Source organism: Streptosporangium vulgare, assembly GCF_042428775.1.
Taxonomy (GTDB): Bacteria; Actinomycetota; Actinomycetes; order Streptosporangiales; family Streptosporangiaceae; genus Streptosporangium; species Streptosporangium vulgare.
This window is the reverse complement of record NZ_JBHMBS010000014.1, coordinates 1-25,621: the sequence shown is the minus strand read 5'-3', so window position 1 is coordinate 25,621 and position 25,621 is coordinate 1. Positions and strand designations below refer to the sequence as shown.

Sequence of the window (25,621 nt, the reverse complement as noted above, 5' to 3'; positions counted from 1 at the left end):
CCTCCGGTCCTGGCACTGGCCGGGGTGAGCAAGGCGTTCGGCGCCGTACGGGCGCTGCGCGACGTCTCCCTCGACCTGTACGCGGGAGAGGCGCACGCGCTCGCCGGGGAGAACGGCGCGGGCAAGTCCACCCTGGTGAAGATCCTGGCGGGGGTGCACCGCCCGGACACCGGGCAGGTCCTGCTCGACGGCGAGCCGGTGGAGTTCGGCAACCCCGCCGACGCCCAGCGGGCGGGCGTGGCGGTGATCTACCAGGAGCCCACGATGTTCCCCGACCTGTCGGTCGCCGAGAACATCTTCATCGGCCGCCAGCCCAGAAGCACGCTCGGCCGGATCGACCGCGGGGCCATGCGCGCCCGCGCCGCGGAGCTGTTCGCCGGGCTCGGCGTCGCCCTCGACCCCGAGCAGCCCGCCCGCGGCCTGTCCATCGCCGACCAGCAGCTCGTCGAGATCGCCAAGGCGCTGTCGCGGGACGCGCGGGTGCTGATCATGGACGAGCCCACCGCGGCGCTGTCGGGCAACGAGGTGACGCGGCTGTTCAACGTGGTCAAGGCGCTGCGCGAGCAGGGGTGCGCGGTCCTGTTCATCTCGCACCGCCTGGACGAGATCTTCGAGCTCTGCCAGCGGGTCACCACGCTGCGCGACGGCGCCTGGATCGCCGGTGAGCCGGTCGCGGGCCTGACGCACGAGCACCTGATCCGCCGGATGGTCGGCCGCGACCTCGACACCCTCTACCCCAAGCAGGAGACCGAGGTCGGTGAGGTGGCGCTCAAGGTCGGGCGGCTCACCCGGGAGGGGGTGTTCACCGACGTCTCCTTCGAGGTGCGGCGGGGCGAGATCGTGGCCCTCGCCGGGCTGGTCGGGGCGGGACGCAGCGAGGTCGCCCGCGCCATCTTCGGCGTGGACCGCTGGGACGCCGGGACCGTCGAGGTGAACGGGAGGCGGCTGCCCGCCGCGTCCCCGACCGCCGCGATGTCCGCGGGCCTCGCCCTCGTCCCCGAGGACCGGCGCCAGCAGGGCCTGGTGATGGACCACTCCATCGAGCGCAACATCGGGATCACCGGCCTGCGGGCGCTGCGCCGCGGCCCGGTGATCTCCCGTGCCGCCGAGCGCGACCGGGCCCGCGACTGGGCGATCCGGCTCCAGCTCAAGTTCAACCGGCTGTCGGACACGGTCAACGTGCTCTCCGGCGGCAACCAGCAGAAGGTCGTGCTGGGCAAGTGGCTCTCCACCGACCCCGACGTGCTCATCATCGACGAGCCCACCCGGGGCATCGACGTGGGCACCAAGGCCGAGGTGCACCGGCTCCTGTCCCAGCTGGCCGCCGACGGCCTCGCCGTACTGATGATCTCCTCCGACCTGCCCGAGGTGCTCGGCATGGCCGACCGGGTCCTGGTCATGCAGGAGGGGCGGCTCGTCGCCGAGATCCCGCGCGAGCGGGCCACAGAGGAGAGCGTCATGTCAGCGGCGACCGGGAGGGCCTCGTGAGCGCCGTCACCGCCGGGCGGAGCGCCCGCGGCCTGGTGGACCTGGTGTTCCGGGCCCGCGAGCTGAGCATCGTGGCGGCGCTGGCCGTCCTGGTCGCGGTGACCGCGAGCACCAACGGCAACTTCCTGTCGGGGCAGGGCCTCACCGACATCTTCCTCAACGCCTCCATCCTGGTGCTGCTCGCCGTCGGCCAGTCCGTCGTCGTCATCACCCGCAACATCGACCTGTCGGCCGGCTCGGTCGTCGGCCTGGTGGCCTTCACCGTCGGCGACCTCCTCTCCGCGGACCACAGCAGGGGCGTCGTCTTCGCGGTCGTGCTGGGCGTCGCGATCGGCGCGCTCTGCGGCATGATCAACGGCCTGCTGGTCAGCTTCGGCCGGGTACCGGCCCTGGTGGTGACCCTCGGCACGCTGTACGTGATCCAGGGCGTCGACCACTACATCGCCCACGGGCGGCAGATCAACGCCGTCGACCTGCCCCCGGCGCTGCTCTCCCTGGGCAACGGCTCGGTGCTCGGGGTGCCGTACCTGCCGATCATCGCCGTCGTGGCGATGCTGGCCGTCGGCTACTACCTGCGCTCCTACGCCTCGGGCCGCGACTTCTACGCCATCGGCTCCAGCCCGGAGGCCGCGAGCCTGGCGGGCGTGCCGGTGCGGCGCCGCGTGATGGGGGCCTACCTCTTCAGCGGCGCGCTCGCGGGCCTCGCCGGGGTGCTCTGGCTGTCGCGGTTCGGCACCGTGGTCGCCGACGCCGCCAACGGCTGGGAGCTCCAGGTGGTGAGCGCCGTCGTGGTCGGCGGAGTCGCGATCACCGGCGGCGTCGGCACCGTGTACGGCGCGGCGCTCGGCGCGCTGCTGCTCACCACCATCACCAGCGCGCTGGTCGTGCTCAAGGTCAACCCGTTCTGGCAGCAGGCCATCACCGGCGCGCTGCTGCTCCTGGCGATCAGCGTCGACCGGCTGCTCGCGCTGCGGGTCGCACGGGTACTGCGGAGGAGGAACTCCCGACATGGCTCCTGACGTGACGACCGCGAAGCCCGAGGTGACGGCCGTGCCGCCCACCGGACGGCCGGAACGCGGCTCGCTCGGCCGCCTGCTCCGCTGGGACGTGTTCGTCGGCCTGCTGCTCGTGCTCGTCTTCATCGGAGGCTCGGCCGGATCGCCCGGTTTCGCCAGTGTCGGCAACCTGTCGTTCGCGCTCGGCGACCTGGGGGAGATCGCGCTGATCGCGCTGGCCATGACCATGCTGGTGGTGGCCGCGGAGGTGGACCTGTCGGTGGCCTCGGTGCTGGGCCTGTCCAGCGCGCTGGTCGGCTCGCTCTGGGACGCGGGCTGGGCGATCGAGACGATCATCCCGCTGGTGGTCGTGGTGGGAGCGGTGTGCGGGCTGGTCAACGGCCTCCTGGTGACCAGGCTGGGCCTGCCCTCGCTCGCCGTTACCATCGGCACGCTGGCGCTCTACCGCGGCCTCGCCTACGTGGTGCTGGGCGACAGGGCGATCGCGGAGTTCCCCGCGCAGTACACGGAGCTGGCGGTGGGCGACGTGCCGGACACGCCGATCCCGTACCCGGTGGCGCTGTTCGTCCTGCTGGCCGTGGTCACCGCCGTGGTGCTGCACGCCACCGGCTTCGGCCGCTCGCTGTTCGCGATCGGCGCGCAGGAGGAGGCGGCGCGGTTCGCCGGAATCCGGGTCAAGCGGATCAAGCTGATCCTGTTCGTGCTCTCGGGCACCGTCGCCGCCTTCGCCGGGGTGATCTTCACCCTGCGCTACGGCAGCGCCCGCGCCGACAACGGCATCGGGCTGGAGTTGGCCGTCATCGCCGCGGTGCTCCTCGGCGGCGTCGACTTCGACGGGGGCAAGGGCACCCTCGGCGGCGTGATCGCCGGAGTGCTGCTCATCGGCCTGCTGCGCAACCTGCTCATGCTCAACGACGTGGCGACCGAGATCCAGTCGATCGTCACCGGCCTGCTCCTGATCATCTCGGTGATCACTCCGCGTCTCGTCACCGCGGTGGCGCGGCGCGGGCACGCCAGGGCCGTCCGGGAGGCGTCACCTCAGCAGGCCGACACCTCGTGAGATCACGACCACCGAGAGGATGAGCGCCGACATCGACTCGGCGGCCATCAGGAGCTTCGCCCGCACCGACAGCGGCATGGTGTCGGTGGGGCTGAACGCGCAGGAGTTCGTCACCGACAGGTAGAGGTAGTCGGCGAAGCCGGGCGTCCACCCCGACTTCGCCGACGACCGGGCGGCCACCTCGGCGACGGCGTCGTGGTCCTCGTCCTGGGGGAAGCGGAAGTCGGCCACCGGCAGGTTGCCGCCCCTCGCCTGGGTGCGCCGCACGGGTCCTCCCCGGTCGAGCTCCCAGAAGGCCAGCCCGAAGATGATGATGTTGGTCACCCACACCTGGCCGGCGGCGAGCAGCAGCTGTTTGCCCTCCCTGGCCTGACCGGACACCAGCTCGATGATGAGCAGGACCAGCGACGCCCCGTTGGTCACCGCGATGACCAGGACGAGGGCGAGGGACAGCCGTCTCATGAACCAGTTCTCCCGGACCATCCGCCGGGGATTGATCGCTATCAGGGGCACCAGCAGCAGCAGTTCCAGCGCGGGGATGACGAACCGGGGCCCGATGATGATCTTGCCCGGCAGCGCCGCGTACAGCGCCGCGGCGACCACGACCGCGCACGCGGCGGGGAGCCGGGGCTCGCCCGGGTGCCCGCGCCGCTCCGACCGCTGCCGCGCGTTCACGTCGTCAGGTGCCGGTCGCCGCGGAGGCGAGGAGCGCGACCCCGCGCAGCGGCGCCACCTGCTCGTCGGTGAGGCCGTACCGCTCCTGGAGCTCGGCGACGCTGCCGTGGCTGACCAGGGTACGGCCCGACTCGTCCTCCCAGACGAGGATCTTCAGGGGCAGGTCGAGGGCGAGCAGCGGCGCGGCGACCATCAGCGGGGTGCCCGCGGCGGGGTCGCCGAAGATCACCAGCTTGGCGGGCCGCATGCTCAGCCCGGCCTCGGCGGCGGCCACGTCGTGCTCGACGACGGCGAAGAGCGTGAGCCCCCTGCCGGTGATCAGCTTTTCGAGCCGGTCGAGCGTCTCGGCGACGGAGCCGGACGAGACGCGGGTGACGGTGTTCATCGATTCCTCCGGTGCGAGGAGCCCCGGACTCCGGTCCCGGGCTCCGGCCCTGGGCTCCGGCTTCGGGCTCCGGTCCCGGTGGAACGGGCGGAAATGGGCTGGAATAGGCGAGAACGGCGGGAAGCGCGGCGTCGCGCGTGAGGCCGGGTTCCTTCACGGGAACCCGCGGCCGGGGCTTTCGTTCAGAACGAGGTGAGAGCTTTCAGAACTTTCAGGACTTTCAGAACAGGAGGGTGAGGGGCAGGCAGCACCCGAGGACGGCGACCGCGGCGCCCGCGCAGGCCGCGATCCGCGTGGTCAGCGGATCGTTGACCAGGGGGCCCATCACCGACCGGTCGCGGCAGAAGTGGACGAGCAGGAACAGCGCGACGGGCACGCCGAGCGAGATGACCACCTGGCTCACGATCAGCAGGCCGGTCAGCGGCACGCCGAGCACCAGGGCGAGGACGGCCGGTGTCATCGTCACGACGCGCCGCAGCTGGATCGGTACCCGGAGGTTCAGAAAGCCCCGCATCACCACGTCTCCCGCCAGGGTGCCCACCCCGCAGGACGAGACTCCCGACGACAGGAGCATGACGGCGAACGCGAGGGCGGCGGCACCGCCGACCCGGTTCAGCAACTCCTCGTGGGCGGCGAACAGGTCGCCGGTCCAGGCCCCGCCCGCGGCCGCTCCCAGCCCGGCGCCGAGGGCGATCATCGACACGTTGACGACCGTGGCGGTGCCGAGGCCGAGCAGGCAGTCGATCCGCAGCGCCCGCCGGACGAGCTCGGGCTGCCGCCACGCCGCGCCGGCCGGCCATCCCCGTCCCTGCACCAGCGCGGAGTGCAGGTAGATGGCGTGCGGCATCACGGTGGCGCCGACGATCCCCATGGCGAGAATCAGCGAGCCGCCGCCGTCCAGGCGGGGTATCAGCCCGCCGGCCAGCTCGGCGACGGACTGCCGGCCCACCGCGACGACGTCGTAGACGACACCCGCGCCGACGAGCAGGAGGCTCGCGGCGCTGACGAGCTCGAACCGCCGGGTCCGGCCGTGCCGCCGCAGCTGGAGCATGAGCAGCGCCACCACGGCGGTGACCACCGCCGACATCGCGGGCGGCATCCCGAAGAGCAGCTGCATCCCGACGGCCGCGCCGACGAACTCGGCCAGGTCCGTGGCCAGGACGACCACCTCGGCCTGGAGCCACAGCAGGAGGCTTCCTCGGCGGGAGAAACGCTCGCGGCACAGCCGGGGCAGGCTCTTGCCGGTCGCCATGCCGAGCTTCGCCGCCTGGAACTGCACGAGGAGCGCGACGAGGCTGGCCAGCACGACCACCCACACGAGCAGGTATCCCGACGTCGCCCCGGCGGTCAGGTTGGTGGCCACGTTGCCGGGATCCACGTAGGCGATCGCCGCGACGAACGCCGGTCCCAGGATCGGAGCCGCCCGCGAACCGCCCGGCCGCGCGGGAGGCCGGGGCGTCGGGGTGGGCGGGGACAGTGTCAGCGTGTCGTCGTCGTTCATCGGTGCCTCCCGGCGCGTCGTGCCTGCCGTCACCTGTGTTCGGCGGGCGTTCACCGGCGAGCGGGCGTCTGACTCCGCGCGTTCCGCGAGCTCCGCGAAATCCGCTTCGGCAGTGCGAGACCGCGCGAAATCCCGTGTCGGCCAGTGAATTACCGGAAAGTGTGAATTGGCGGTACATCGCAGCCTCAGTGCCGCAAACCAAGGATTACTCAGCCAAAGAATGAAGACAAGCGGCCGAGGTCTGGCCGGAGCAAACAAATAGCATGCCTCCGGAATCCGCCCCTTATATTCTCAAAAGCGGTAAGTCGCATAAATGGCGATGGTCGCAAGAGTGGGCCCGATCGATCTCCGCCCGGAGCGCCTGACGCCGGCGTGATCGATTCGAGGGACGTCCGAACGGCGGGAACGACCCGGACGGCCCGTCGCCCTCGTCTCACCGAGTCGCGGAGAACCCGTGACTCCGGGCCTCCCGGGCGGTCACCCCAGCGGCTTGACCCAGCGGGACCACTGGGGCTGCGGCGCGTAGCCCGCGGCGCCCCAGGCGTGGTGGGCCGCCTCGTTGTCGTGCAGCACCATCGCGTCGGCCCGGAACGCGCCGAACGCCGCGAAGCGCTCCTCGGCCGCCCGGATCAGCGTGGTCCCCACTCCCCGCCTCCGGAGGGCGGGATCCACGGCCAGCCGGTAGAGGTGGGCTCGCCAGCCGTCCCAGCCCGCGAGCAGCGTGCCGGCCATCTTCCCGTCGACCTCGGCGACGAGGACGGCCTCGGGGTCCCGTTCGATCAGCGCGACCACCTTGGCCGGGTCGTCGTGCCTGTCGGTCCCCTCGGCGGCCACCAGCCAGAAGGCGAGCAGTGCCTCGACATCCTCGATCCGCCCGTACCGGATGTTCACGTCCACGGACGGGAAGCTATCAGCCCGCCCGGGGGGAGGAGGGCCGCGAGGATCCCCGGGGAGCGGAAGGATCCCGGGGGAGGGGCCAGGGGTGGAAGGACATCGTCCCGGACGCTCAGGAGGACACGCCCAGGGAGGGCATCGGCTCGGGCAGGGGCTCCGTCTGGGGGAGGGACTCCGCCTGAGGGAGGGGCTGCGCCCGGGGGAGGGGGTCGGCCCGGGGGAGGGGCTCCGTCGTCTCCGATCCCACCGCGATGGCCGACCGGGGGGTGCGCTCGCGCACGTCCTCGCCGCGGATCGCCATCACGGCGGGCGGGCTGCCCAGGTCGCCGTACCGGGCGGCGACGGCGGCGGTGATCGCCCGGCCCGCGTCGGCGACCGTCTCCTTCGCCGAACCCGGCGGGTGGGCGGCCGACAGGTGGCCCAGCAGCGCCGCGAACCGCAACTCCTCGGCCGCCGGGCCGGGCAGCCCGTCGTCGGACGGCGGCAGCGGCCGGTCCAGCCAGAACACCCCGCCGCGCAGGAGCGCGGGATAGGTCACCTCGCCCCGCTGGAGCGTGAGCACGGAATCGGCCAGCAACCGCCCGAACTCCTTCAGGTCGGTGTCGGGCGGCAGATCGGTCGTGACCAGCAGCGAAACCCTCAGCGCGTCAACCATGAGCGGCTATCCCTCCTTGAGGGGCTCATAGTAGGCGTCGCCACCGACAGTTACGGCGTGCCCGGTGGAACGTGTCGGAATCAGATCCTTGTCACGGTGCCGAGGAGACCTCTTCGCCCATGACGAGCATGACGAGCGCGACGAGCGCGACGAGCGCGACGAGCGCGGAGAGCCGGGTGAGCCGGGTGCGTCCGGCTCGCGCGCCGTGCGGCCCCTGCCCGCCGCTTGTGAATCTACCTTGTAAAGGCATCGGGGCGAGATGGGAGGCTCCGGGCCGTGTCTAGGTCCATAACGCCATGTCGGAGGCGATGAGTGTGTGATTGGCTGTCCGTAATGAACATCTCATCGCGGGCTTCCGCCTACCTCGCGGCATATGACGAGCAGCTCCGGGCCAGGCCGATGCCGGGCCGTACGGCCGAGCGGATCGGGCCGCTGCTGAGGATCGTGTCGAACGGCCACGGCCAGGGGTTCCTGACGTATCGGGACCTGGGCGGCCTGACGGGCGCCGAGCTGGACGCCTTCATCGCGCGCCAGCGAGACTTCTTCACCCGGGTCGGGCGCGAGGTCGAGTGGAAGTACCACGGCTATGACCTGCCCGCCGACCTGCCCGAGCGGCTCGTGGCGGCCGGGTTCGAGCCGCAGGAGCGGGAGACGGTGTTCGTCGGCGAGGCCGGTGAGCTGGCCGGCGCCAATGCGGCGCCCGCCGGGGTGCGGCTGCGCGAGGTGGCGGGGCGGGACGACCTGGAGCGCATCCGCGAGCTGGAGGAGACGGTCTGGGACGCGGACCACGGCTGGCTGCCCGGCATGCTGGAGCGCGACCTCGCCGGTCCCGGGGACCCGTGCGCGGTGGTGATCGCCGAGGCGGGCGGGCAGGTGGTGTGCGCGGCGTGGGCGCGCTTCCACGAGGGCACCGACTTCGCCTCGCTGTGGGGCGGTTCGACCCTGAAGGAGTGGCGGGGCAGGGGCATCTACCGGGCGATGGTGTCGTACCGGGCGGAGCTGGCGGTGGCGCGGGGTTTCCCCCTGGTGCAGGTGGACGCCTCCGACGCCAGCCGCCCGATCCTCGCCAGGCTGGGCCTGGAGGCGATCACGACGACGACGCCGTACGTGTGGGTGCCTCCGACACTTTGATCACCGGGGAGGGGGCGGCGCGACGCGCTCGGTGAGCCGGGCGCGGAGGCGGCCGGACCGCCGACGCGGTCGTCGAGTGCCGCAGGTGCTCCCGGCGGTGGCCGGGGGCTGGATGTCGACCTGTCCTGGATGCTCGACCTGTATGTGAAGGTCGAGCACTTTGGATACTCTGGCGCGGACCCGGCCGCGGACATCACGGTGTCACCATGCCGTGGTGTCGTGGCTCGCCCACGAGAGGACACGCATGCCCGAGGTGCTCAGCAGGCGCGCGCTCAACCGGGCCACGCTGGAGCGGCAGCTGCTGCTGGCCCGTGCGGAGCTGTCCGTGCTGGAGGCGGTCCGTCACCTGTACGGCATGCAGGCCCAGGCGCCGAACCCTCCCTACATCGGGCTGTGGACCCGCCTGTCCGGGTTCGCCGCCGACGATCTCGCCCGGCTGATCAACGAGCGCCTGGTGGTGCGGCTGTCGCTGATGCGCTCCACCATCCACCTGGTCACCGCCGACGACTGCATGGCGCTGCGCCCGCTGCTGGGGCCGCTGCTGGCGCGGGGCCTGCGGGGGACGGCGCACGGCAAGGGCCTGGCGGGCGTGGACCTGGACGAGCTCGCCGCCGTGGGGCGGAAGCTGGTGGAGGAGCGCCCCCTGACCTTCCGCGAGCTCGGCGCGCTGCTGCGGGAGCGATGGCCGCAGGCTCCCGCCGCCGACCTGGTCGCCGGGGTGCGCAACACGCTGGCGCTGGTCCAGGTCCCGCCGAGGGGGATCTGGGGGGTGGGCGGGCAGGCCGCCCACACCACCGCGGAGGCGTGGCTGGGCCGGTCCCAGGACGAGCGGCCCGGCCGTGTCGCGGCCGAGGAGGCGATCCGCCGCTATCTCGCCGCCTACGGTCCCGCCACGGTGATGGACGCCCAGCAGTGGTCGGGCATGACCCGCCTGGGGGAGATCGTCCGCGAGATGGGCCTGCGGGTCTTCGTGACCGAGGACGGCGCGGAGCTGTTCGACCTGCCGGAGGCGTCGCGCCCCGACCCCGAGACGCCGGCCCCGGTGCGCTACCTGTCGGAGTTCGACAACACGCTGCTGTCGTTCGCCCAGCGGACCAGGACCCGGATCGCGGAGGAGGAGTACCGGGGGCGGATCTTCACCGTCAACGGCATCATCAAGGCGACGGTGCTGGTCGACGGCTTCGTACGGGGCATGTGGAAGGTGACGGCCAAGCGGGGCGAGGCGATCCTGGAGGTGGAGCTCTTCGCGCCGGTGAGCGAGGGGGAGCGGGCGGAGCTGGAGGTGGAGGGGGCGCGCATGCTCGACTTCGTCGCCCCGGCCGCGACGTCCCGCGACATCCGCTTCCAGGAGACCTGAGCCGACGAACCGGTTCCTTTCCCGGGAGGTTCTTGAGCATCCGTTCGGCGGGCGGGACACCTCTCTCCCGGGAAGTGCTTGAGCACCCGTTCGACGGGCCGAACACCTCTCCCGGGAAGTCCTTGAGCACTCGCTGGATGGCGGAACACCCCTTTTCCGTGAGGTCCTTGAGTACTCGCTCTGCGGCCGGACACCGGTCCGAACCCGCTCGGCGGGCCGTCCCTTCTTCCGGGGCCCCTGGGCACTCGCCCGGCCTTCCGGGAAGTCCCGAGGTCTGCTCGACGGGCCGGTCCCTCGCCGTCGGCTCAGGGCGCGGGGGTGCGGGGCAGGCCCGAGACGACCATGGCGATCAGCATCTCGTAGCTGGTGTTCAGATCCTCGTCCAGGCCGAACCCGCCGGCCGCCTCCAGGGAGGCGAAACCGTGCACGGCCGCGCGGACGCAGCGGGTGGTGTGGAGCGCCGCCGCCCCCTCCAGCCCGTAGCCGCGCAGCACGGCGAGGATCACCTCCAGCAGGCGGGTCGCCGTGCCGACCAGGTCGGGATCGATCAGCGGGTTGTCGGGGAAGGCCGCGTAGCGGTGCGGGAAGTCGAGCACGTAGCTCCGCCAGGCGCGCATCAGGGCCGCCGTCGCCTCGTCGCGGCTCTTGCCCATCGCCGCCGTGCCGAGCCGCACCGCCATGTCGTCCATCACGCGCAGGCCGACGAGCTTGCGCAGCTCGGGCAGGCCGCGGACGTGCTTGTAGAGGGAGGGGGCGGCCACCCCGGTGCGAGCGGCCACCGCGGCCAGCGTCAGCGCGCCGGGCCCCTCCTCGTCGATCAGGGCCAGCGCGGCGTCCACCACCGCGCCGGAGGTGAGGCCCGCCCTAGGCACGGGCCGCTCCGGCCAGGAAGCCCTCCAGCGCGGCGAAGGTGGCCTCGGGCAGCTCGGCGTGCGGGTAGTGGCCGGCCCCCTCGATCATCGCGACCTCGGCCGTGGCGGCGTAGGGCCTCAGCACCTCCTCGGCCAGGCGGGCCTCCGCGGCGGGGTCGGGGAAGTCGGGATCCTTCGACCCCATGACGATCAGCACCGGGCAGGTCATGCGGGGCGCGCAGTCGGTCCAGTGGCCCTCGGCGGGAGCGACCACCCCGGAGACGGCGGCCATCCTGCCCGGCTCGCGCAGGGTGGCTTTCAGCTCGCGCAGGTAGCCGGGGAGGTCCGCGGGCTTCGCCGTGGGATAGAGCGAGCGGTAGTACATCCCCCACAGGAGCGGGCTGGCCATGACGAGGTCCTTCACCAGCCGCAGCATCAGGCCGAGCTGCGGCTGCCCGACGAAGGGCGCCAGCATGGCGACGGCGCGGACCTCGCCCTCGGCGGCGGTCGCCGTGGTCCACGCCACCGCTCCCGCGCTGGACGAACTGCCGACGAGGACGGCGGGGCCGCCCAGGTGACGGACGAGGGCCAGCAGGTCGGCGCCGATCGATTGGGGGCTGTGGTCGGGCCACCCCGTGCTGGACTCCCCGTGGCCGCGCACGTCGACCGCGGCGACCCGGTAACCCGCCTCCGCCAGTCGCGGCGCCAGGAACCGGAACGCCTTGCGGGTGTCGCCCATGCCGTGCGCGCACACCACCAGCGGCCCGTCCTGCGGCCCGACGACCTCGTAGGCCAGCCGCCCGCCGGCCAGGTCCAGGAACTCCGTGCCCGTCACGCGTACTCCTTGGCTATTGCTCATAGCTATAAAGCTAAGCTTGATAGCTTCTGTCGTCAAGCGTCCGTACGCGGGAAGTTCGCGGCCGGGTCACTGTGTCGGGAGGAAGCGGCCTGACAGTCCGACGGTGGCGGTGGCGGTGGCGGCGGGCCGAGGGGGGGCGACGGGTAGCCGGCGCGGCCGTCGCAGCGGATACCGGCCTGTCCGGTACCGGCCCCACCGGGTGCGGGCGCGGCCCGCGTCGGCGGGTGCCGCGGCCCCGCCCGGCCGGTGCGCGAACACGCCCCATCGCGGAGCGGATGCCCGCCCGGTGGCCTCTCCCGCTGGAACGTGCCACGCCGCAGCGCTTCTCGCCGGGGAATCGTCGCCGGGGGTCGTCGTCGCCCGGGGTGGAGGTTGGGGGTGAATGACCGTCGGCATTGCCGGAATGGCGTGTTTCGGCGGATCCCTTTAGTGCTACTAAAAGCTATTATTGCTGCAAATATGGCTATATGGAATTATGGGGGATTACGGGGCAATTTTCTGGCTTGGGGTATGCCATGAGACGTTCGATCGCATTCGTATGCGCTCTCCTGCTCGCCGGTTCTCTCGTCGCCACTCCCGCCGCGGCGGCGGCGGCCCAGGCGCCGGCCGTCCGGCTCAAGCTGAGTTTCGGGTGGTGTAAGACCGCCTGCGAGATCCGCATCACCGTCACGAACAAGAGCCGCCATCACATCGACTGGGTGGGAGGTAAGTGCACCCTCCGGGTCAACGGGCGCGTGGTGGGAAAGGGGCAGGTCTATCTGGGATCCATCAAGCGCGGCCATTCCCGCAGCAGCAAGTGCTACGTCGTCGACTCGCGGGTGGAGAAAGCCTGGACGAAATACGAGAACGGTGAGGCCGACTTCAACACGTACGCCTCCGTCAGGGCCACCTACCACTACCGGTACTAGATCCGCCGGCCCGGATCCGCTGGGCCGCGCGAGGTCACCGAGTCCTCTCCGCCCGCGGCGTGGGGCCGGTCCCGCGATCCGGGTCCAGGCCAATCCTGAGAATTGGCCGTTCTCTCGGCGTGGAAGCTGTCCGATGATGTGCTCATGATCTCTGTCAGTGCTCTCGCGGGCATCGCCGCGGTCGCCCTCGGCCTGGTGCTCACCCCCGGGCCCAACATGCTCTACCTGGTCTCGCGGTCGGTGACGCAGGGACGCCTGGCCGGCATGATCTCGCTGGCGGGCGTCGCGGCGGGCTTCCTGGTCTACCTGCTGGCGGCGGTGGCGGGGATCGCCGCGATCTTCGCGATGGTGCCCGCCGTCTATGTCGCGACCAAGCTCGCGGGCGCCGCGTACCTGATGTGGCTGGCCTGGAGGACGATCCGTCCCGGCGCCCAGCCGATCTTCGCGCCCGGGGCCCTCCCCGCGGACCCGCCACGGCGGCTGTTCTCCATGGGGCTGGTCACCAACCTGCTCAACCCCAAGATCGCCATCCTGTACGTGTCGCTGCTGCCGCAGTTCGTCGATCCCGCGCGTGGTGACGTCGGCACGCAGAGCCTGTTGCTGGGCGCCACCCAGATCGTCGTCGCGCTGTCGGTCAACGCGCTGATCGTGCTGACCGCGGGTTCGGTCGCGACCTTCCTGGGCGGGCGGCCCACCTGGATGCGCGTGCAGCGCTATCTGATGGGCGCCGTACTCGGTGGGCTCGCCCTGCGCATCGCCACCGACCGCTCGCCCGCCGTGGCCGCGTAGGGGAGTCGTCCCGGCCGCGAACGGCGGCGCGTCCCGCCGGCGGCGGCCTGTCCTACCAGTGGCGGCCCGTCGCGATGTCGTCCAGGTGCGGTGCCGACAGGTGCAGCACCCGGTAGGCGACCCCGTTCCCCTTCCCGGCCTCGTCCTCCTCACCGGCGCCGTCCCCCGCTCCGGGGACCTCGTGCTCCCAGAGGGTGAAGCGCACCAGCTCCCAGTGCCGGGGGTCGACGGCGAGGGCCGCGGAGTGCACGCCCGGCGTGCCGGCGTGCCGCCGCAGCCCGGCCAGGGCCCGCTCGACCACGGCCGCGGGGTCGGTGTCGGCGGGGATCGGGTCGGTACGGCGCGAGGCCGCTCGGGGGACCGCCGCCGACGACGGCCCCCGCTCGTAGCCGACGCCCGTCCAGTGCCGGACCACGGGCCTGCCGAAGTCACGCACGATGTTCTGGAAGCCGCCCCCGCCCCACAGGAAGTCGTTCATGCCGGTCAGGGAGCTCCACAGGTAGAACGGCGCGTACTGGTTGACCGCCGAGCCGTCCACCCCCCGCTCCCTGATCAGGTACGCCTTGAGCCCCAGCCCGGCGTAGCCGTCGAGCGCGTGGCCCCTGGTCGCCACCCGCTCACGGATGATCCCCATGTCGTAGTCGGCGGGCAGACCGATCTCGTACTGCATGGCGTGCACGGAAGAAGACCTCCTGATGTCGGCGGGGGACGGGCGTGACCGGCGGGCGGATCGCGGGCGACCTCACTCCTCGGACTTCGCCGGGGCGGTTAGGCGGAACCGGTGGACCGGCACCGGCGAGTGTCGTCGCGTGCCCGCGCCTTCGTGGCTCAGCCGTGGCCGAGGTCGATGACGCAGAAGAGGTTGCCCTCGGGATCGGCGAGGACCACGAAGTCGGGGTCGTCCGGATAGAGGTCCCAGGCGACCCGTTCGGCGCCCAGCGACACCAGCCGCTCTATCTCGGCCGCCTGCTCGGCGGCGTCGGGGGCGAACAGGTCGAGGTGCATCCGGGGGTGCTCCTGGACCGGGGTCCGTGTCACGTCGAGCGCCAGCGGGACGCCGTCCCCCAGCCTCGGCTCGATCACGGTCCAGTCGTCCCCGGCCTGGCCCTCGCGGGGCGCGTAGTCCAGCGCCCGCGTCCAGAACCCGACGGCGCGTCTCATGTCGGTGACGCCCAGCACCACCTGCCCGATCCTCACCATGTCCCAATCCTGGCAGGAACCCCCCATCACGGGGAAATCCGATGCCCCGGGGTCGCGGCCGTGCCCGGACGTCCTCCTCGCGACCACGAGGAGGACGTCCGGGCACCGGGACACGTACACCGCCGCGAACCGCGAACCGCGAACGCGAGCCGCCGCCGAGGCCGTCAGGGGAGGAGGAAGACCGGGGGAGGGGGCGGAGGAGGAGGGAGACCGGCTTTCGCGTCGGTCTCCCTCCCGGTCATCCCGGTTGCCTCCGGCCCTTTCCGGCCGGTCCCCTCAGGCCGGAACGCTCAGAAGTCGTCGGCGGTGCGGATCCGGTCACGGATCCAGACGCCGGCCTCCTTCAGTGACGTCGTGCCGGTCCAGGGGCCGCCGGCGTTGCACGTGCCGACCTTGAAGACCGCGCCGGAGCGGTTGTCGTCGGAGAAGTTCCAGTTCACCCAGCTGATCTTCTTGGTCGCCATCAGGTCGAGGTAGCGCTGGGACATCGTGAAGTCGTTGGCGTCCTCGCCGGCGTAGTTCTGCGTGCCGAACTCGGTGACGAACATCGGGATGCGGTCGGCCGCGCGGGACAGCGTGTTGAGGTACTCGGTGCCGTGCGAGGCCGCGTAGAAGTGGAAGGTGTACATGATGTTCGAGGCGTTGACCGGGTTGCCCGTCACCTCGGTCTCCGAGGCGCCCTCCGACACCCCGAGCGAGGACCAGGCGCGGGTGCCGACCAGGACGATCCCGTCGGGGTCCTGCGCCCGGATCACCGGGATGATCTGCTCGGCGTAGCCCTTGATGGTGCTCCAGCTCACGCCGCTCGGCTCGTTGGCGACCTCGTAGAGGATGTTCGGCCTGGCGGCGTGCCGCTGGGCGATCTCGGTGAAGAAGGTCCTGGCCCGGGAGAGGTTGTAGTTGGGGTCGCCGGGGGTGAGCATGTGCCAGTCCACGATGACGTACATGCCCTGCGCGCTGACCTGCTCGATGAGCGTGTGCGCGAGGTCGGTGAACGCCCTCGGGTTCGTCTCGTAGCCGCCCTCCTGGACGTACGTGGACAGGCGGACGACGTCGGCCTTCCAGTCGGTCGCGAGCGCGTTCAGCGAGCCGGTCGTGACGCACTGCCGGTACCACTGCAGGCCGTGGGTGCTCATGCCGCGCAGCTGGATCTGCTTGCCGTTCTGGTTGCACAGCTTGGTGCCGCAGACCCGCAGCTGCCCGTTGGCCGCGACCGGCGTGCCGCCGCCGCTGCCCGCCTGGGTCGTCGCCGTGACGGACGCGCTCTTCGCCGACTCGTTGTTCGCGGCGTCGCGGGCGGTGACGGTGTAGGTGTGGGTCGTCGAGGCGGCGAGCCCGGAGATCGTGGCGGTGGTGCCGGTGACGGTGGCGACCACGGCGGAGCCCTCGTAGACCCGGTAGTCCTTGATGGTGCCGCTGTTGTCGGTCGAGGCGTTCCAGGCCAGGCTGATGGAGGAGGACGTGGTGCCGGTGCCGCGCGGGGAGGAGGGCGCGCTCGGCGGCGTGGTGTCACCGGGGTTCTGCCCGCCGGCGCACGTGGCGCCGTTGAGCGTGCAGTTGACCGGCGAGCCCGAGCCGGAGGCGGTGAAGCCGAAGGTGGTGCTCGCCCCGGGGGCCAGGGTGCCGTTGTACTCCCGGTTCTTGAAGGTGTAGCGGCTGCCGCTGCTGGTCATCAGGGAGTCCCAGTACGTGCCGAGGCTCGTGCCCGACGGGAGGTCGAAGGAGACCGTCCAGCCGTTCAGCGTGGAGGTCCCGGTGTTCTTGACCGTGTACTGGCCGCTGTAGCCGCTGCCCCAATCCTGGGCCTTGGTGAACGTCGCGGTGTCCGCGTGGGCGGCGGACGGGACGAGCAGGGTGAACAGTAACGTCAGCAGCCCGGTCAGCACCAGGGCTGGGGTGGTGCGCCGCATCATCGCTCCTCGCGTCAGGGGGGTGGGGGCACATCGTGGCGCTTTATTAGGAAACTTTCCTAACGTGACACGTGACGTTAGGTGGCGCGGGCCTGTCATGCAAGACCCAGATCCCCTTGCCCGCTTAAGAAAATTTAATCGTTAGGAAGCTTTCCTAACGGTTTGTGTCAGGGCAGGATGACGTAACCCCCCGATACGCCGCGACTCTGAGGTGGCCGCCATGAAACGTCCGCGCACGGCTCTGCTGGTCCTCGCGACCCTGCTGCTCCCGACCTCCGCCCCGCCCGCCTCCGCGGCCGGAGACGCCTCCGCGGCCGGAGCCGCCGCCTGGCAGCTCCGCTGGTCGCCGGACGCCTCGCAGACGGGCCTGTCGGCCTTCGAGACCATCGAGGACGACCGGGCCGGCTCCCACCCGGCCGCCGCCCCGCACATCAAGGTCTCGGGCGGCGACTTCCGCTTCGACATGCACACGGTGGACCGCGACACCGCCACGGACCGGCAGCGCCAGGAGGTGACCGGGATGCGCGACGGCGGGTCGTACCTGCAGTGGCGGCTCGGCGAGACCTGGCGGGTCACCTACTCGATGTACATCCCGAGCACGCTGAAGGCCACCACCACCTTCACCCACATCATGCAGACCAAGCAGCCGGGCAACGGCACCTCCCCCATCACGGTGACCTCGCTGCGCAGGGTCGGCGGCAGGCAGACCATCGAGCACAAGATCTTCGCCGAGAACATCCTGGTGGGCAGGACCGACCTCGAACCGCTGCAGGACAGGTGGGTCGACGTCGAGTACGAGATCAAGATCGGCGACGGCACCGCCGGGTCGGTGCGCTGGGTCCTGCGCAGCGGCGGGACCACGGTGATCGACGCCACGAAGACGGGCGTCGACACCTTCCTGGCCGACCGCGTCCGCCCCAAGTGGGGCATCTACCGCTCCCTCGGCGACACCTCGGGCTCGCTGCAGAACACCTACATGCTCCTTCGCGACATGCGCGGCTACCAGCTGGTGGGCGGGACCACCCCCACCCCCACCCCCACCCCGACGCCCACCCCCACCCGTACGCCGACGCCGACCCCCACGCCCACCCAGACGGGCGCCACGTCCTGGAAGGCCGGCACCGCCTACGCCGTCGGTGCCCAGGTCACCTACTCCGGGGTGGGCTACCGGTGCCTGCAGGCGCACACCGCCCAGGTCGGCTGGGAGCCGTCCACCACCCCCGCCCTCTGGCAACGCCTCTGAGGCGCACGCGCCCGAGCGCCTGAGCCGTACGGGCCCGGCCGGTCAGCCGACCGGGCCCGCGCCCTGGCCGATGATGCGGTCTCCGAGCCTGGTGACGAGCTGCGCGCGCACGTGCGCCGGAAGGGCGCAGCCGTGCGCGACGAGCGTGTCGAGCGCGGGCAGGTCGAGCAGGACGGCCCAGTCCTGGACGTCGTCGCAGTAGGAGACGTCGAGGTGGCGGAGGGCCTTCAGCGCCTGGAGCGGGGCGAGCGACCGCACCGGCGTGTTCCTGATCGACAGGTGCTCCAGGGTGCGCAGCCCCTCGATGCCGTCCAGGCCGGTCAGCGGCGTGTGCTCCAGATCCAGCCGGGTCAGCGAGGTGAGGGCCGAGATGTCCTCGGGGACGCGGTGCAGGCGGCTGCCGGACAGGTCGAGCTCCTCCACCCCGGAGGGCGAGGCGAGGGCCGAGAGCAGCAGCGCCGGGGGCGGGAGTATCACCGGCCGGGGCTGGGCGAGCACCGGTGACCGTCCCGCGGCGGCCTCCTGCAGGACGCGCCACCTGTCCACCGGCGCGCCGTACCCGCCGAGCCGGACGTAGCCCGAGGGCAGCCACGGCGCCAGCCGCTCGGCCACGATGTCGTCGCGGTCACCGGCGCCGATGACCCCGGCCAGCAGCCGGCCGTAGTGCTCGTACGCGTGCTCGGCGGGCACGAACAGGTCCGCCACGATGTCCCCGCCCGCGACGAGGACCCCGTCGTTGCCCGAACAGAAGATCACCCCCGCGGCGACGGTGCCGAGCACGAGATGGTCCGCCGCGCTGTGGATCGCGCGGGCCCGCAGGTCACCGGTGACCGCGAGGTAGCTCTCCGAGGCGTCACCGTCGTCGAGAAGCCCCTCCACCACCAGCCCGCCGATCACGATCAGCGGCGCCTTCACGTCGAGCCAGCCGGGAACGTACGTGTCGCCGAACCAGATCGTGGCCCGGTGCACGATCCACCCCGACTCCGTCCGCTCCGCGCCCTCGGGGAAGACCGAGGGCGTCTCGCCGGGAAACGCCAGCGACCACGCCTGGGCGAACAGCAGGCCGTAGATGGGAGGCATGATGTGGTGCGGCCACTCCCCGGCCTGGGCCGGTCGCCGCAGCCAGGATCCGATCGGGTGCAACTCCTCCGTGATGTCGCCAAAATAGTCCAGCGCCTCCGCGCCGGCCCCGGCCTGCTGCCGGAGCACCGTCAACGCGTCACCGAGACGCTCCGACGCCCCGGAGAAATGCTCATCGGTCAGATCCATGTCACATACCGTACTCATCGCCGCGAATTTCGAAAGCCGTTCGGATGACGCTCCCGGATGGCGGGCGTGTCGGGAAACCACCGGGCGCGACCGCGCGGCGACGCAGGGCAAAGTGGATCTTCGCCGGGACGTCGGGTACCGTGCCCGAGGCCCCTGAGCGCTCCGGCGCGGCCCGCGGACGCGGACCAGGCCGGACCCGGGTGAGGACCGAGCACGACCCCGAACACGACCGGGCGCGGCCCGCGAACGCGGACCGGGCACGGCCCTCGGCGCGGACCCGGACACGGGCCGGGCGGTGTCCGGATACGGTCATGGGCACAGACCCGGGCGGTGACCGGATACGGTCACGGACCCGGCCGGGCACCGGACACCGGGCGGGGGCCGGGCACGGACCATGGTGACAGCGGAAGGATGGACATACATATGGAGGCCGGAAATCGCCGGACCCTGCGGTTGCTCGTCACCGGAGGCGGGACCGGTGGCCACACCTACCCCGCGCTGACCACGGTCGCGGCCCTGCGCGACCACGCCGCCGCGCGGGGGCTCGACCTGGACGTGCTCTGGGTCGGTACGGCGGCCGGCCTGGAGGCCCGCGTCGCGGCGGAGCACGGCATCCCGTTCCGCGCCATCACGGCCGGGAAGCTCAGGCGTTCGCCCAACCCGAGAGAGCTGGCCACCAACCTCGCGGACATGTTCCGGATCCCGGTCGGCGTGTTCCAGGCCTTCGGCATCGCCGCCCGCTACCGCCCCGACGTGGTGTTGTCGACCGGCGGGTACGTGTGCGTGCCGCTGGGGGTCGCCTCCCGGGTGCTGGGCCGGCCGCTGGTGATGCACGAGCAGATCACCTCGCTCGGCCTGGCCAACCGCATCCTGTCGCGCTTCGCCCGGCGGATCGCGCTCACCCACCCCTCCTCGATCGAGCACCTGCCCGCGGGGGTGCGTGACCGGGCCGTCATCACCGGGAACCCGGTCCGCCCCCACCTGCTGCGCGGCAACGTCGACGCGGGACGGCGCCACTTCGGGCTCTCGTCCGACCTGCCCCTCGTCTACGTGACCGGCGGCGCCCAGGGGAGCCGTCAGATCAACACCATGGTCGAGGCGATCCTGCCCGCGCTGCTCTCCCGCGCCCAGGTGATCCACCAGTGCGGACCCGGCTGGATCGCCCAGTTCACCCGTACCGCCGCCGAGCTGCCTGTCGGGGTGCGCGACCGCTACCGCCCGGTGCCGTACGTCGGCGCCGAGCTGGCCGACGTGTTCGCCGCCGCCGACGTCGTGGTCTCCCGCAGCGGGGCGGGCACGGTCGCCGAGCTGACCGCGGTGGGCAAGCCGTCCGTCCTCATCCCCCTGGTGCCCTCCGCCGCCGACGAGCAGCGCCAGAACGCCCGCTACCTCGCCGAGGCGGGCGCCGCCAGCGCGCTCCTGGAGGACGGTCCCACCGCCGACCACCTCCTGGCCGAGCTCGACGCCCTCCTGCGGGACCCGCGGGCCCGCGCCGCGATGGCCGGCGCCGCCGGCGCCCTCGGCCGCGTCGACGCCGCCGACAGCCTGGCCCTGGTGCTCCTGGAGGCGGCGGAGGTGAACGGCAAGGCCGGTTGAGACCGGTCGAGACCTTGAGGCCGGCCGGGGCCCCGGTCCGGCCCGCAGGCCCTTGGACGCGGCCCGAGGCCGGATCTCCTAGTCCGTTTCCATGGACTCGTCCGACTCCTTCCCCTTGTCGGCCTCCTCCTCGGCGAACGGGCCGGAGAAGTCGAAGGGCGGCGGGAAGGGGTTGGGGTCGAAGCCCTCGATGAGGGCGCCGAGACCCTGGGTGAGGGCGGCGTAGCGCTGGTAGCAGGTGAGGCCGGCCAGGTCGGTGGGCTGCCAGCCGGGGCCGCGGGCGTGGCCGGGGAAGCCCGGATACTCCTTGAGGGTCTCGGCGATCCTGCGGTGCAGGGTTGTCACGTTCCAATTCACCGCGAACATCGACTCGTCCCGGGCCGGCGGGATCTCCCTGCGCACCTTGCGGACGTTCGCCTCGTACTCGTCGAGGAGCCGGGTGACCTCGGGCAGCCAGTGGTCGGTGGATCCGGTCTTGGGGAAGTCCGACAGGGCCATCCCGCGCGACCACCGCAGCAGCGTGACGGCCTCGCCGACGAAGGTCGCCCAGGAGGGGTAGCGGGTGCCGTAGGCCCGCAGTTCCACCGGGACGCCGCGCCCGGTGGTCGCGTCGGGGTCGGCGGCGCCGTGCACGGACGGGTCGAGGCCGGTCTCGTTCATCCCGCCGAAGACGCGCTCCTGGTCGACGGCCGGCCCGCCGCCGAGCGCCGAGGCGATGTAGTCGCCGATGGTGATCGGCTGGTTGGTGATGTGCCGGGAGTCGTCGTCGCTGAAGGCGGGAACGATCCGGTCTCCGATGTGGTCGCTGATGGCGTCGGCGCGGCCCCGGATCGCGGCCCGGACGTCGTCGTGCAGCGAGTCGAAGATGGTCCGCATCGGCACCCGCGAGAGGGCGGCCACGTAGTTCTTCGGCTGCGCGGTGGCCCCGCCGCCGACGCCGGAGTTCGCGACGATGTCGGCGAACGCGGCGACCTGGGTGAAGACGAGCGCCAGATAGCCGGCCAGCTCCGGCACGTGCGCCGGCAGTACCGTGCCGTGGGGGATCAGCCCCGCGCAGTGCAGGCCCACCGCCTCGGCGCGCGTCGCGTGCTGTTTCGACTGGTTGCCGGACCCGCTCAGATCCCTCGTGAGCGCGGCGATGCCGGTGAGGGCGGGACCGAGCTTGTCGGGTGCGATGCCGACGGTGTAGTGGATCAGCATGTTCAGGTCGTCGTTCGGGACCGGGTAGGTCTGCGGCGCGATCAGGGCGTCCCGCACCAGGGTGGGGTCGAGGCCGGCGCGCATGACCGGGTCGAGCCTGGCCTGCTTGAAGGCCGTGTACAGCCCGGTCGAGGTCGCGGTGATCACGCCGGACAGCCGGCGGTCGTCCGCGTGGCGGTACAGGTCGGTCTTGAGCGAGTCGATGACGGCGAGCCGCTCCCGCAGCTGGGCCTCGGCCTCCGCCGCCGAGCCGGCGTGCTGGTCGAAGTGGACGGCGACGAATTCGACGTTCGAGTAAGTTCTCCTTTGCCCGCCGAGGGTGATGCCTCGTTTGTCGCTGACGATTTTGAGCAGTCTCGGGAGAACGTACACCTCGGTGTCCCCGGGAAGGGTCGCCCTGTTCAGGGCGAGCATCGGCCGGGCGAGTTCGACTTCCACGCCTAACGCCATGAGTCACCTCTCGTAATGGATTCAATGGAATTCTTGCGCACCGCGGTTTTTGTGGATTCCCGTGCAGCATCGCAGTGGGCGGCAAGCCGTGCAAGAGGGGTAATCCTCCCTTTTTCGCGCGACGATCCGATGTGAATCGCACGGCAACCGGATGCGGATCGCACGGCGATCGGGGGGTGGTCGGATCCATGGCGTGGGGCCCCGTCGCCGGTGATCGAGGCGGTGGTCACCTGCCTGTTCAGGCGTGTCGGCGGGAGGCGGTGGACACGCGGTGGCCCGGCTCACCGGAGGTCCGTGTCCCATGGATGAAGATTTACCGAACAGGCCCCGGCGGCACGGCCGTCCCCCGCCCGCGTTCTGAGTAATCTGGCGACCGCACGAAGTGCAGTGCAGTTAAGCCGGGAATGTCACACGGCAGGAGTTCGCCGGGTGATTTCTCATGGAAAATCGCAGGTTGGCGACCACGAGGTCCCACGTGGCCACGGTCGCCGGCCACACGGCCGGAACGAGCTCGGAAAGGCGCGTCTTTCACGGGGCCTTTCCGCCACGGAACAACATGCGGACCGATCCCGAAAGGCAGGTCGACCATGACCCGGCAGGAAAAGCCCTCGCCAGGAATGATCGGCGAGATGTACGAACAGCTCACCGATTCCTGCGCCGACGCGTTCGGCGGCAACCTCCACGTCGGCTACTGGACGGACGACCACGACGAGGCGCCCGTCGCCCAGGCGACGGACCATCTCACCGACCTGGTGGCCGAGCGCCTGGAGGTCGTTCCCGGCGAGCGCGTCCTGGACGTCGGCTCGGGCACAGGCAGGCCCGCCGTGCGCATCGCCGTGGCGCGCGACGTCCACGTCACCGGGGTCACCCTGAGCGAGAACCAGGTACGGCTGGCCGAGGGCCGCCCCGAGGCGGGCCAGGGGCAGGGGCACGCCGACTTCCAGCTCGCCGACGCGATGTGGCTCCCCTTCGACGACGCCTCCTTCGACGCCGCGTACGCCATCGAGTCGCTCGTCCACATGGAGAACCCGGCGGCGGCCCTCGGCGAGATCGCCCGGGTGCTGCGCCCCGGCGGGCGGTTCGTGGTGGGGGAGTGGTACCTGCTCGGCCCTCTCGCCGCCGACGACGCGGCGGACCTGGAGTACTTCTCCCGGAGCTTCAACGTCCACTTCCTGCCGACCGTCGAAGAGTTCTACGAGGAGATGGACCGGGCTGGGCTGAAGATCGAGATATTTCACGACATATGGCCAAACATCAGCCGGTCCTTCCAGCTCGTGGGCGACATCCTCCCGGCCTCAGCCATCCGGCTGGGCGGCGAGCTCGGCGAGCAGCTCGCCGTCTGCGCGGAGATATACCGGCGCTTCGGGGAGATCCCCCAGATCAGCTACGCCCTGTTCACCGCGGTCCGCCGCTGAGCGCTCGCGGCCCCCGGGAATCCGGGTGAGGCGATCCCGTTGTCCCCGATATGGCCTCGTGCCGGGTCCTGCCGGGTTCGGATGACCGTCAGGAACGTCCCGGCGCCCATACCGTCTCTTTCGGTGTCCTGTGTCGCGCAGGAGCGGTGCGGCGGAGGTTCGAGGGATCGATTCAGTACGCGATGCCGACCACCTGTCCCACCGTCGCCGGGTCGTCCAGCAGGGCGAGGATCGCGTGGGCCAGGTCGGAGCGGGCGATCGTGCGTCCGGCGGGGACGTTGCCGCCGACGGCCAGCCGGTAGGTCCCGGTGCGGGGCCTGTCCAGCAGGCGGGGCGGTCGCATCACCGTCCAGTCGGTGCCGCTGCCGCGGACGGCCTCCTCCATCGCCTCCAGATCGGTGTAGACGTCGCGCAGGAACCTCCGGATCAGCGGGGTCGTGATCCTGCGGTCGAGGAAGGGGTCGCCCTGCGGTGACGGGCCGACCGGGGCGGCGCTCACCGCGACGAGGCGGCGCACCCCGCAGACCCGCAGGGCGGACAGGATCCCCCGTGTCGCGGGCGCGGTGACGCCGTCCCTGGCGAGCCTCCTGCTGCGCGGGCCGAGACCCGAGATCACGGCGTCCCCTCCCTCCATCGCGGGACGCAACGCCCGCGGGTCGGTCACGTCGGCCGTCACCACCCGCACGCCGGTGAGGCCGTCCGGCAGCCGCGCGGGATCGCGCACCACCGCCGTCACCTCGTGCCCCGCCTCCAGCGCCTGCCGTACGACCTCCTGGCCCGTACCGCCCGTCGCTCCGCAGACGGTCAGCTTCATGGTGCCCTCCTGGTTGGTGAGTGCTCACTAACCATTAGGGTGAGTGTTCACCCACCCATCCGTCAACTCCTGGGGAGCGCCCAGCATGAAGCCGACGCGGGTCCGGATCCTGGACGCGGCCGAGCAGCTGATGCGGACCATCGGGCTGGCCCGCACCACCACCAAGGAGATCGCCCGCGTCGCGGGATGCTCGGAGGCCGCCCTCTACAAGCACTTCGACAGCAAGGAGGAGCTGTTCACCTTCGTCCTGAAGGAACGGCTGCCCCGGCTCGCCCCGCTCCTCGCCGAACTGGAGAGCGGGGGAGCGAACGGGGACGGGGACGGAGGCGGGCGCGACGTCGAGGAGACCCTGGCCGAGATCGCCCGGCACGCCGTGGCGTTCTACGCGTCGACCTTCCCGATCGCCGCCTCCCTGTTCTCCGATCCGGCACTGCTGCGCAGACACGGCGAGGAGATGGACAGGCTCGACACGGGCCCGCACAAGCCGCTCGACGCCCTCGCCGCCTACCTGCGCGAGCAGCGCGCCGCCGGGCGCCTCCGCGCCGCCGCCGACCCCGAGGCGGCGGCGGCCCTGTTCCTCGGGGCGTGCTTCCAGCGCGCCTTCCTGCACGCCTTCGCCGGGGAGCGCCCGCCGTCGGGCCCGGCCGCCCAGCCGCTCGGCGAGTTCGCCGCCGCGCTGGCCAGGACCCTTCTGGAGGGCGTCGGGGAGCCGGAGGCGCCCGTCCGTCCGTGACCGAAGTGGACTCGGAGGTTCGTGGCCGGAGGTACCCGTCCGTCCGTGACCGAAGGCGGCTCGGAGTCCGCGACCGGCGACTCGGAAGTCCGGACCGGAAGTGGACTCGGAGCTCGTGACCGGGAGACTCAGAAGTCCATGTCGCCGCCGCCGGGCATGGCGGGGGCGGCTCCGGCCTTCTCGGGCTTCTCGGCGATGACGGCCTCGGTGGTGAGGAACAGC

At 71.7% G+C, this 25,621-nt stretch carries 24 protein-coding genes and 2 pseudogenes; 11 read left to right on the top strand and 15 right to left on the bottom strand.

The window, feature by feature from the left end; translation table 11 throughout:
* Window positions 1-24: 24 nt before the first annotated feature.
* The 3 genes from ACFFRH_RS26845 to ACFFRH_RS26835 are packed head-to-tail and all read left to right on the top strand — an operon-like array spanning window position 25 to window position 3,564.
* The gene (locus tag ACFFRH_RS26845; RefSeq protein WP_386160626.1) at window positions 25-1,488 is read left to right on the top strand and encodes a sugar ABC transporter ATP-binding protein; all 1,464 of its coding nucleotides are present in this window, start codon (window positions 25-27) and stop codon (window positions 1,486-1,488) included.
* Entirely contained in the window at window positions 1,485-2,507 is a 1,023-nt protein-coding gene (locus ACFFRH_RS26840; RefSeq protein WP_386160415.1) for an ABC transporter permease, read from the top strand. The genes ACFFRH_RS26845 and ACFFRH_RS26840 overlap by 4 nt, the downstream gene beginning before the upstream one ends.
* The gene (locus ACFFRH_RS26835) at window positions 2,497-3,564 is read left to right on the top strand and encodes an ABC transporter permease (protein WP_386160413.1); all 1,068 of its coding nucleotides are present in this window, start codon (window positions 2,497-2,499) and stop codon (window positions 3,562-3,564) included. The genes ACFFRH_RS26840 and ACFFRH_RS26835 overlap by 11 nt, the downstream gene beginning before the upstream one ends.
* Here ACFFRH_RS26835 and ACFFRH_RS26830 read toward each other — a convergent pair.
* From ACFFRH_RS26830 to ACFFRH_RS26805, 6 genes are all read right to left on the bottom strand, one after another.
* Window positions 3,538-4,239 (bottom strand): hypothetical protein, encoded by a 702-nt coding sequence (locus tag ACFFRH_RS26830; protein WP_386160411.1) that lies wholly within the window; start codon window positions 4,237-4,239, stop codon window positions 3,538-3,540. The two genes, ACFFRH_RS26835 and ACFFRH_RS26830, sit on opposite strands and share 27 nt — an antisense overlap.
* Before the next feature lie 4 nt (window positions 4,240-4,243).
* Window positions 4,244-4,624, bottom strand: a complete 381-nt coding sequence (locus ACFFRH_RS26825) for a DUF302 domain-containing protein (RefSeq protein WP_386160409.1) — start codon at window positions 4,622-4,624, stop codon at window positions 4,244-4,246.
* A 220-nt stretch (window positions 4,625-4,844) separates the two neighbouring features.
* Window positions 4,845-6,125, bottom strand: a complete 1,281-nt coding sequence (locus ACFFRH_RS26820; protein ID WP_386160407.1) for an Nramp family divalent metal transporter — start codon at window positions 6,123-6,125, stop codon at window positions 4,845-4,847.
* Window positions 6,126-6,602: 477 nt separating this feature from the next.
* Complete coding sequence (locus ACFFRH_RS26815) at window positions 6,603-7,022, bottom strand: GNAT family N-acetyltransferase (protein ID WP_386160405.1); 420 nt, start codon at window positions 7,020-7,022, stop codon at window positions 6,603-6,605.
* Between the two features lie 109 nt (window positions 7,023-7,131).
* Window positions 7,132-7,674 carry a hypothetical protein gene (locus tag ACFFRH_RS26810; RefSeq protein WP_386160403.1) on the bottom strand — a complete coding sequence of 181 codons (543 nt, stop codon included), beginning with the start codon at window positions 7,672-7,674 and terminating at the stop codon, window positions 7,132-7,134.
* Window positions 7,675-7,765: 91 nt separating this feature from the next.
* Window positions 7,766-7,924: a hypothetical protein gene (locus tag ACFFRH_RS26805; protein ID WP_386160401.1), complete on the bottom strand. Its 159-nt coding sequence runs from the start codon at window positions 7,922-7,924 to the stop codon at window positions 7,766-7,768.
* A gap of 83 nt (window positions 7,925-8,007) precedes the next feature.
* Here ACFFRH_RS26805 and ACFFRH_RS26800 point away from each other — a divergent pair, with 83 nt between their 5' ends.
* Window positions 8,008-8,805, top strand: a complete 798-nt coding sequence (locus ACFFRH_RS26800; protein WP_386160399.1) for a GNAT family N-acetyltransferase — start codon at window positions 8,008-8,010, stop codon at window positions 8,803-8,805.
* Between the two features lie 244 nt (window positions 8,806-9,049).
* The gene (locus tag ACFFRH_RS26795; RefSeq protein ID WP_386160397.1) at window positions 9,050-10,162 is read left to right on the top strand and encodes a winged helix DNA-binding domain-containing protein; all 1,113 of its coding nucleotides are present in this window, start codon (window positions 9,050-9,052) and stop codon (window positions 10,160-10,162) included.
* 305 nt (window positions 10,163-10,467) lie between these two features.
* Here ACFFRH_RS26795 and ACFFRH_RS26790 read toward each other — a convergent pair whose 3' ends face one another.
* Both ACFFRH_RS26790 and ACFFRH_RS26785 read right to left on the bottom strand, forming a co-directional pair.
* A complete protein-coding gene (locus ACFFRH_RS26790; RefSeq protein WP_386160395.1) occupies window positions 10,468-11,034 on the bottom strand; it encodes a TetR/AcrR family transcriptional regulator in 567 nt (188 codons plus the stop codon).
* Window positions 11,027-11,848 carry an alpha/beta fold hydrolase gene (locus ACFFRH_RS26785; protein ID WP_386160393.1) on the bottom strand — a complete coding sequence of 274 codons (822 nt, stop codon included), beginning with the start codon at window positions 11,846-11,848 and terminating at the stop codon, window positions 11,027-11,029. Before ACFFRH_RS26785 ends, ACFFRH_RS26790 begins: the two co-directional genes overlap by 8 nt.
* A 539-nt stretch (window positions 11,849-12,387) precedes the next feature.
* Between ACFFRH_RS26785 and ACFFRH_RS26780 the strand changes: the two genes are divergently transcribed.
* Both ACFFRH_RS26780 and ACFFRH_RS26775 read left to right on the top strand, forming a co-directional pair.
* Window positions 12,388-12,780 carry a hypothetical protein gene (locus ACFFRH_RS26780; protein ID WP_344749323.1) on the top strand — a complete coding sequence of 131 codons (393 nt, stop codon included), beginning with the start codon at window positions 12,388-12,390 and terminating at the stop codon, window positions 12,778-12,780.
* Between the two features lie 144 nt (window positions 12,781-12,924).
* Entirely contained in the window at window positions 12,925-13,569 is a 645-nt protein-coding gene (locus ACFFRH_RS26775) for a LysE family translocator (protein ID WP_344749324.1), read from the top strand.
* A 52-nt stretch (window positions 13,570-13,621) separates the two neighbouring features.
* On the opposite strand, the gene ACFFRH_RS26770 is transcribed toward ACFFRH_RS26775, so the two are convergent.
* The 4 genes and pseudogenes from ACFFRH_RS26770 to ACFFRH_RS26755 all read right to left on the bottom strand — a co-directional run.
* Entirely contained in the window at window positions 13,622-14,239 is a 618-nt protein-coding gene (locus tag ACFFRH_RS26770; RefSeq protein ID WP_344749357.1) for a DUF4865 family protein, read from the bottom strand.
* Window positions 14,240-14,397: 158 nt separating this feature from the next.
* Window positions 14,398-14,769 carry a VOC family protein gene (locus ACFFRH_RS26765; RefSeq protein WP_344749326.1) on the bottom strand — a complete coding sequence of 124 codons (372 nt, stop codon included), beginning with the start codon at window positions 14,767-14,769 and terminating at the stop codon, window positions 14,398-14,400.
* Window positions 14,770-15,059: 290 nt separating this feature from the next.
* A pseudogene (locus ACFFRH_RS26760) lies at window positions 15,060-16,253 on the bottom strand (cellulase family glycosylhydrolase); the annotation flags it as partial.
* A 60-nt stretch (window positions 16,254-16,313) separates the two neighbouring features.
* A pseudogene (locus ACFFRH_RS26755) lies at window positions 16,314-16,679 on the bottom strand (cellulose binding domain-containing protein); the annotation flags it as partial.
* A 220-nt stretch (window positions 16,680-16,899) separates the two neighbouring features.
* Between ACFFRH_RS26755 and ACFFRH_RS26750 the strand changes: the two are divergent.
* On the top strand, window positions 16,900-17,922 hold the full coding sequence (locus tag ACFFRH_RS26750; protein ID WP_344749327.1) for a carbohydrate-binding protein: 1,023 nt from the start codon (window positions 16,900-16,902) through the stop codon (window positions 17,920-17,922).
* Window positions 17,923-17,964: 42 nt separating this feature from the next.
* Here the strand turns inward: ACFFRH_RS26750 and ACFFRH_RS26745 are convergent, their stop codons facing one another.
* Window positions 17,965-19,191 carry a leucine-rich repeat domain-containing protein gene (locus ACFFRH_RS26745; RefSeq protein WP_386160389.1) on the bottom strand — a complete coding sequence of 409 codons (1,227 nt, stop codon included), beginning with the start codon at window positions 19,189-19,191 and terminating at the stop codon, window positions 17,965-17,967.
* Between the two features lie 423 nt (window positions 19,192-19,614).
* On the opposite strand from ACFFRH_RS26745, the gene ACFFRH_RS26740 reads away from it, so the two are divergent.
* Entirely contained in the window at window positions 19,615-20,787 is a 1,173-nt protein-coding gene (locus ACFFRH_RS26740; protein WP_344749330.1) for a UDP-N-acetylglucosamine--N-acetylmuramyl-(pentapeptide) pyrophosphoryl-undecaprenol N-acetylglucosamine transferase, read from the top strand.
* A gap of 78 nt (window positions 20,788-20,865) precedes the next feature.
* Here ACFFRH_RS26740 and ACFFRH_RS26735 read toward each other — a convergent pair whose 3' ends face one another.
* Window positions 20,866-22,425 carry a hypothetical protein gene (locus ACFFRH_RS26735; protein WP_344749331.1) on the bottom strand — a complete coding sequence of 520 codons (1,560 nt, stop codon included), beginning with the start codon at window positions 22,423-22,425 and terminating at the stop codon, window positions 20,866-20,868.
* Between the two features lie 599 nt (window positions 22,426-23,024).
* Between ACFFRH_RS26735 and ACFFRH_RS26730 the strand changes: the two genes are divergently transcribed.
* Entirely contained in the window at window positions 23,025-23,852 is an 828-nt protein-coding gene (locus ACFFRH_RS26730) for a class I SAM-dependent methyltransferase (protein ID WP_344749332.1), read from the top strand.
* Window positions 23,853-24,024: 172 nt separating this feature from the next.
* Here ACFFRH_RS26730 and ACFFRH_RS26725 read toward each other — a convergent pair whose 3' ends face one another.
* Entirely contained in the window at window positions 24,025-24,666 is a 642-nt protein-coding gene (locus ACFFRH_RS26725; protein WP_344749333.1) for an NAD(P)-dependent oxidoreductase, read from the bottom strand.
* A gap of 85 nt (window positions 24,667-24,751) precedes the next feature.
* Between ACFFRH_RS26725 and ACFFRH_RS26720 the strand changes: the two genes are divergently transcribed.
* Entirely contained in the window at window positions 24,752-25,399 is a 648-nt protein-coding gene (locus ACFFRH_RS26720; protein ID WP_344749334.1) for a TetR/AcrR family transcriptional regulator, read from the top strand.
* Window positions 25,400-25,621 lie beyond the last annotated feature (222 nt).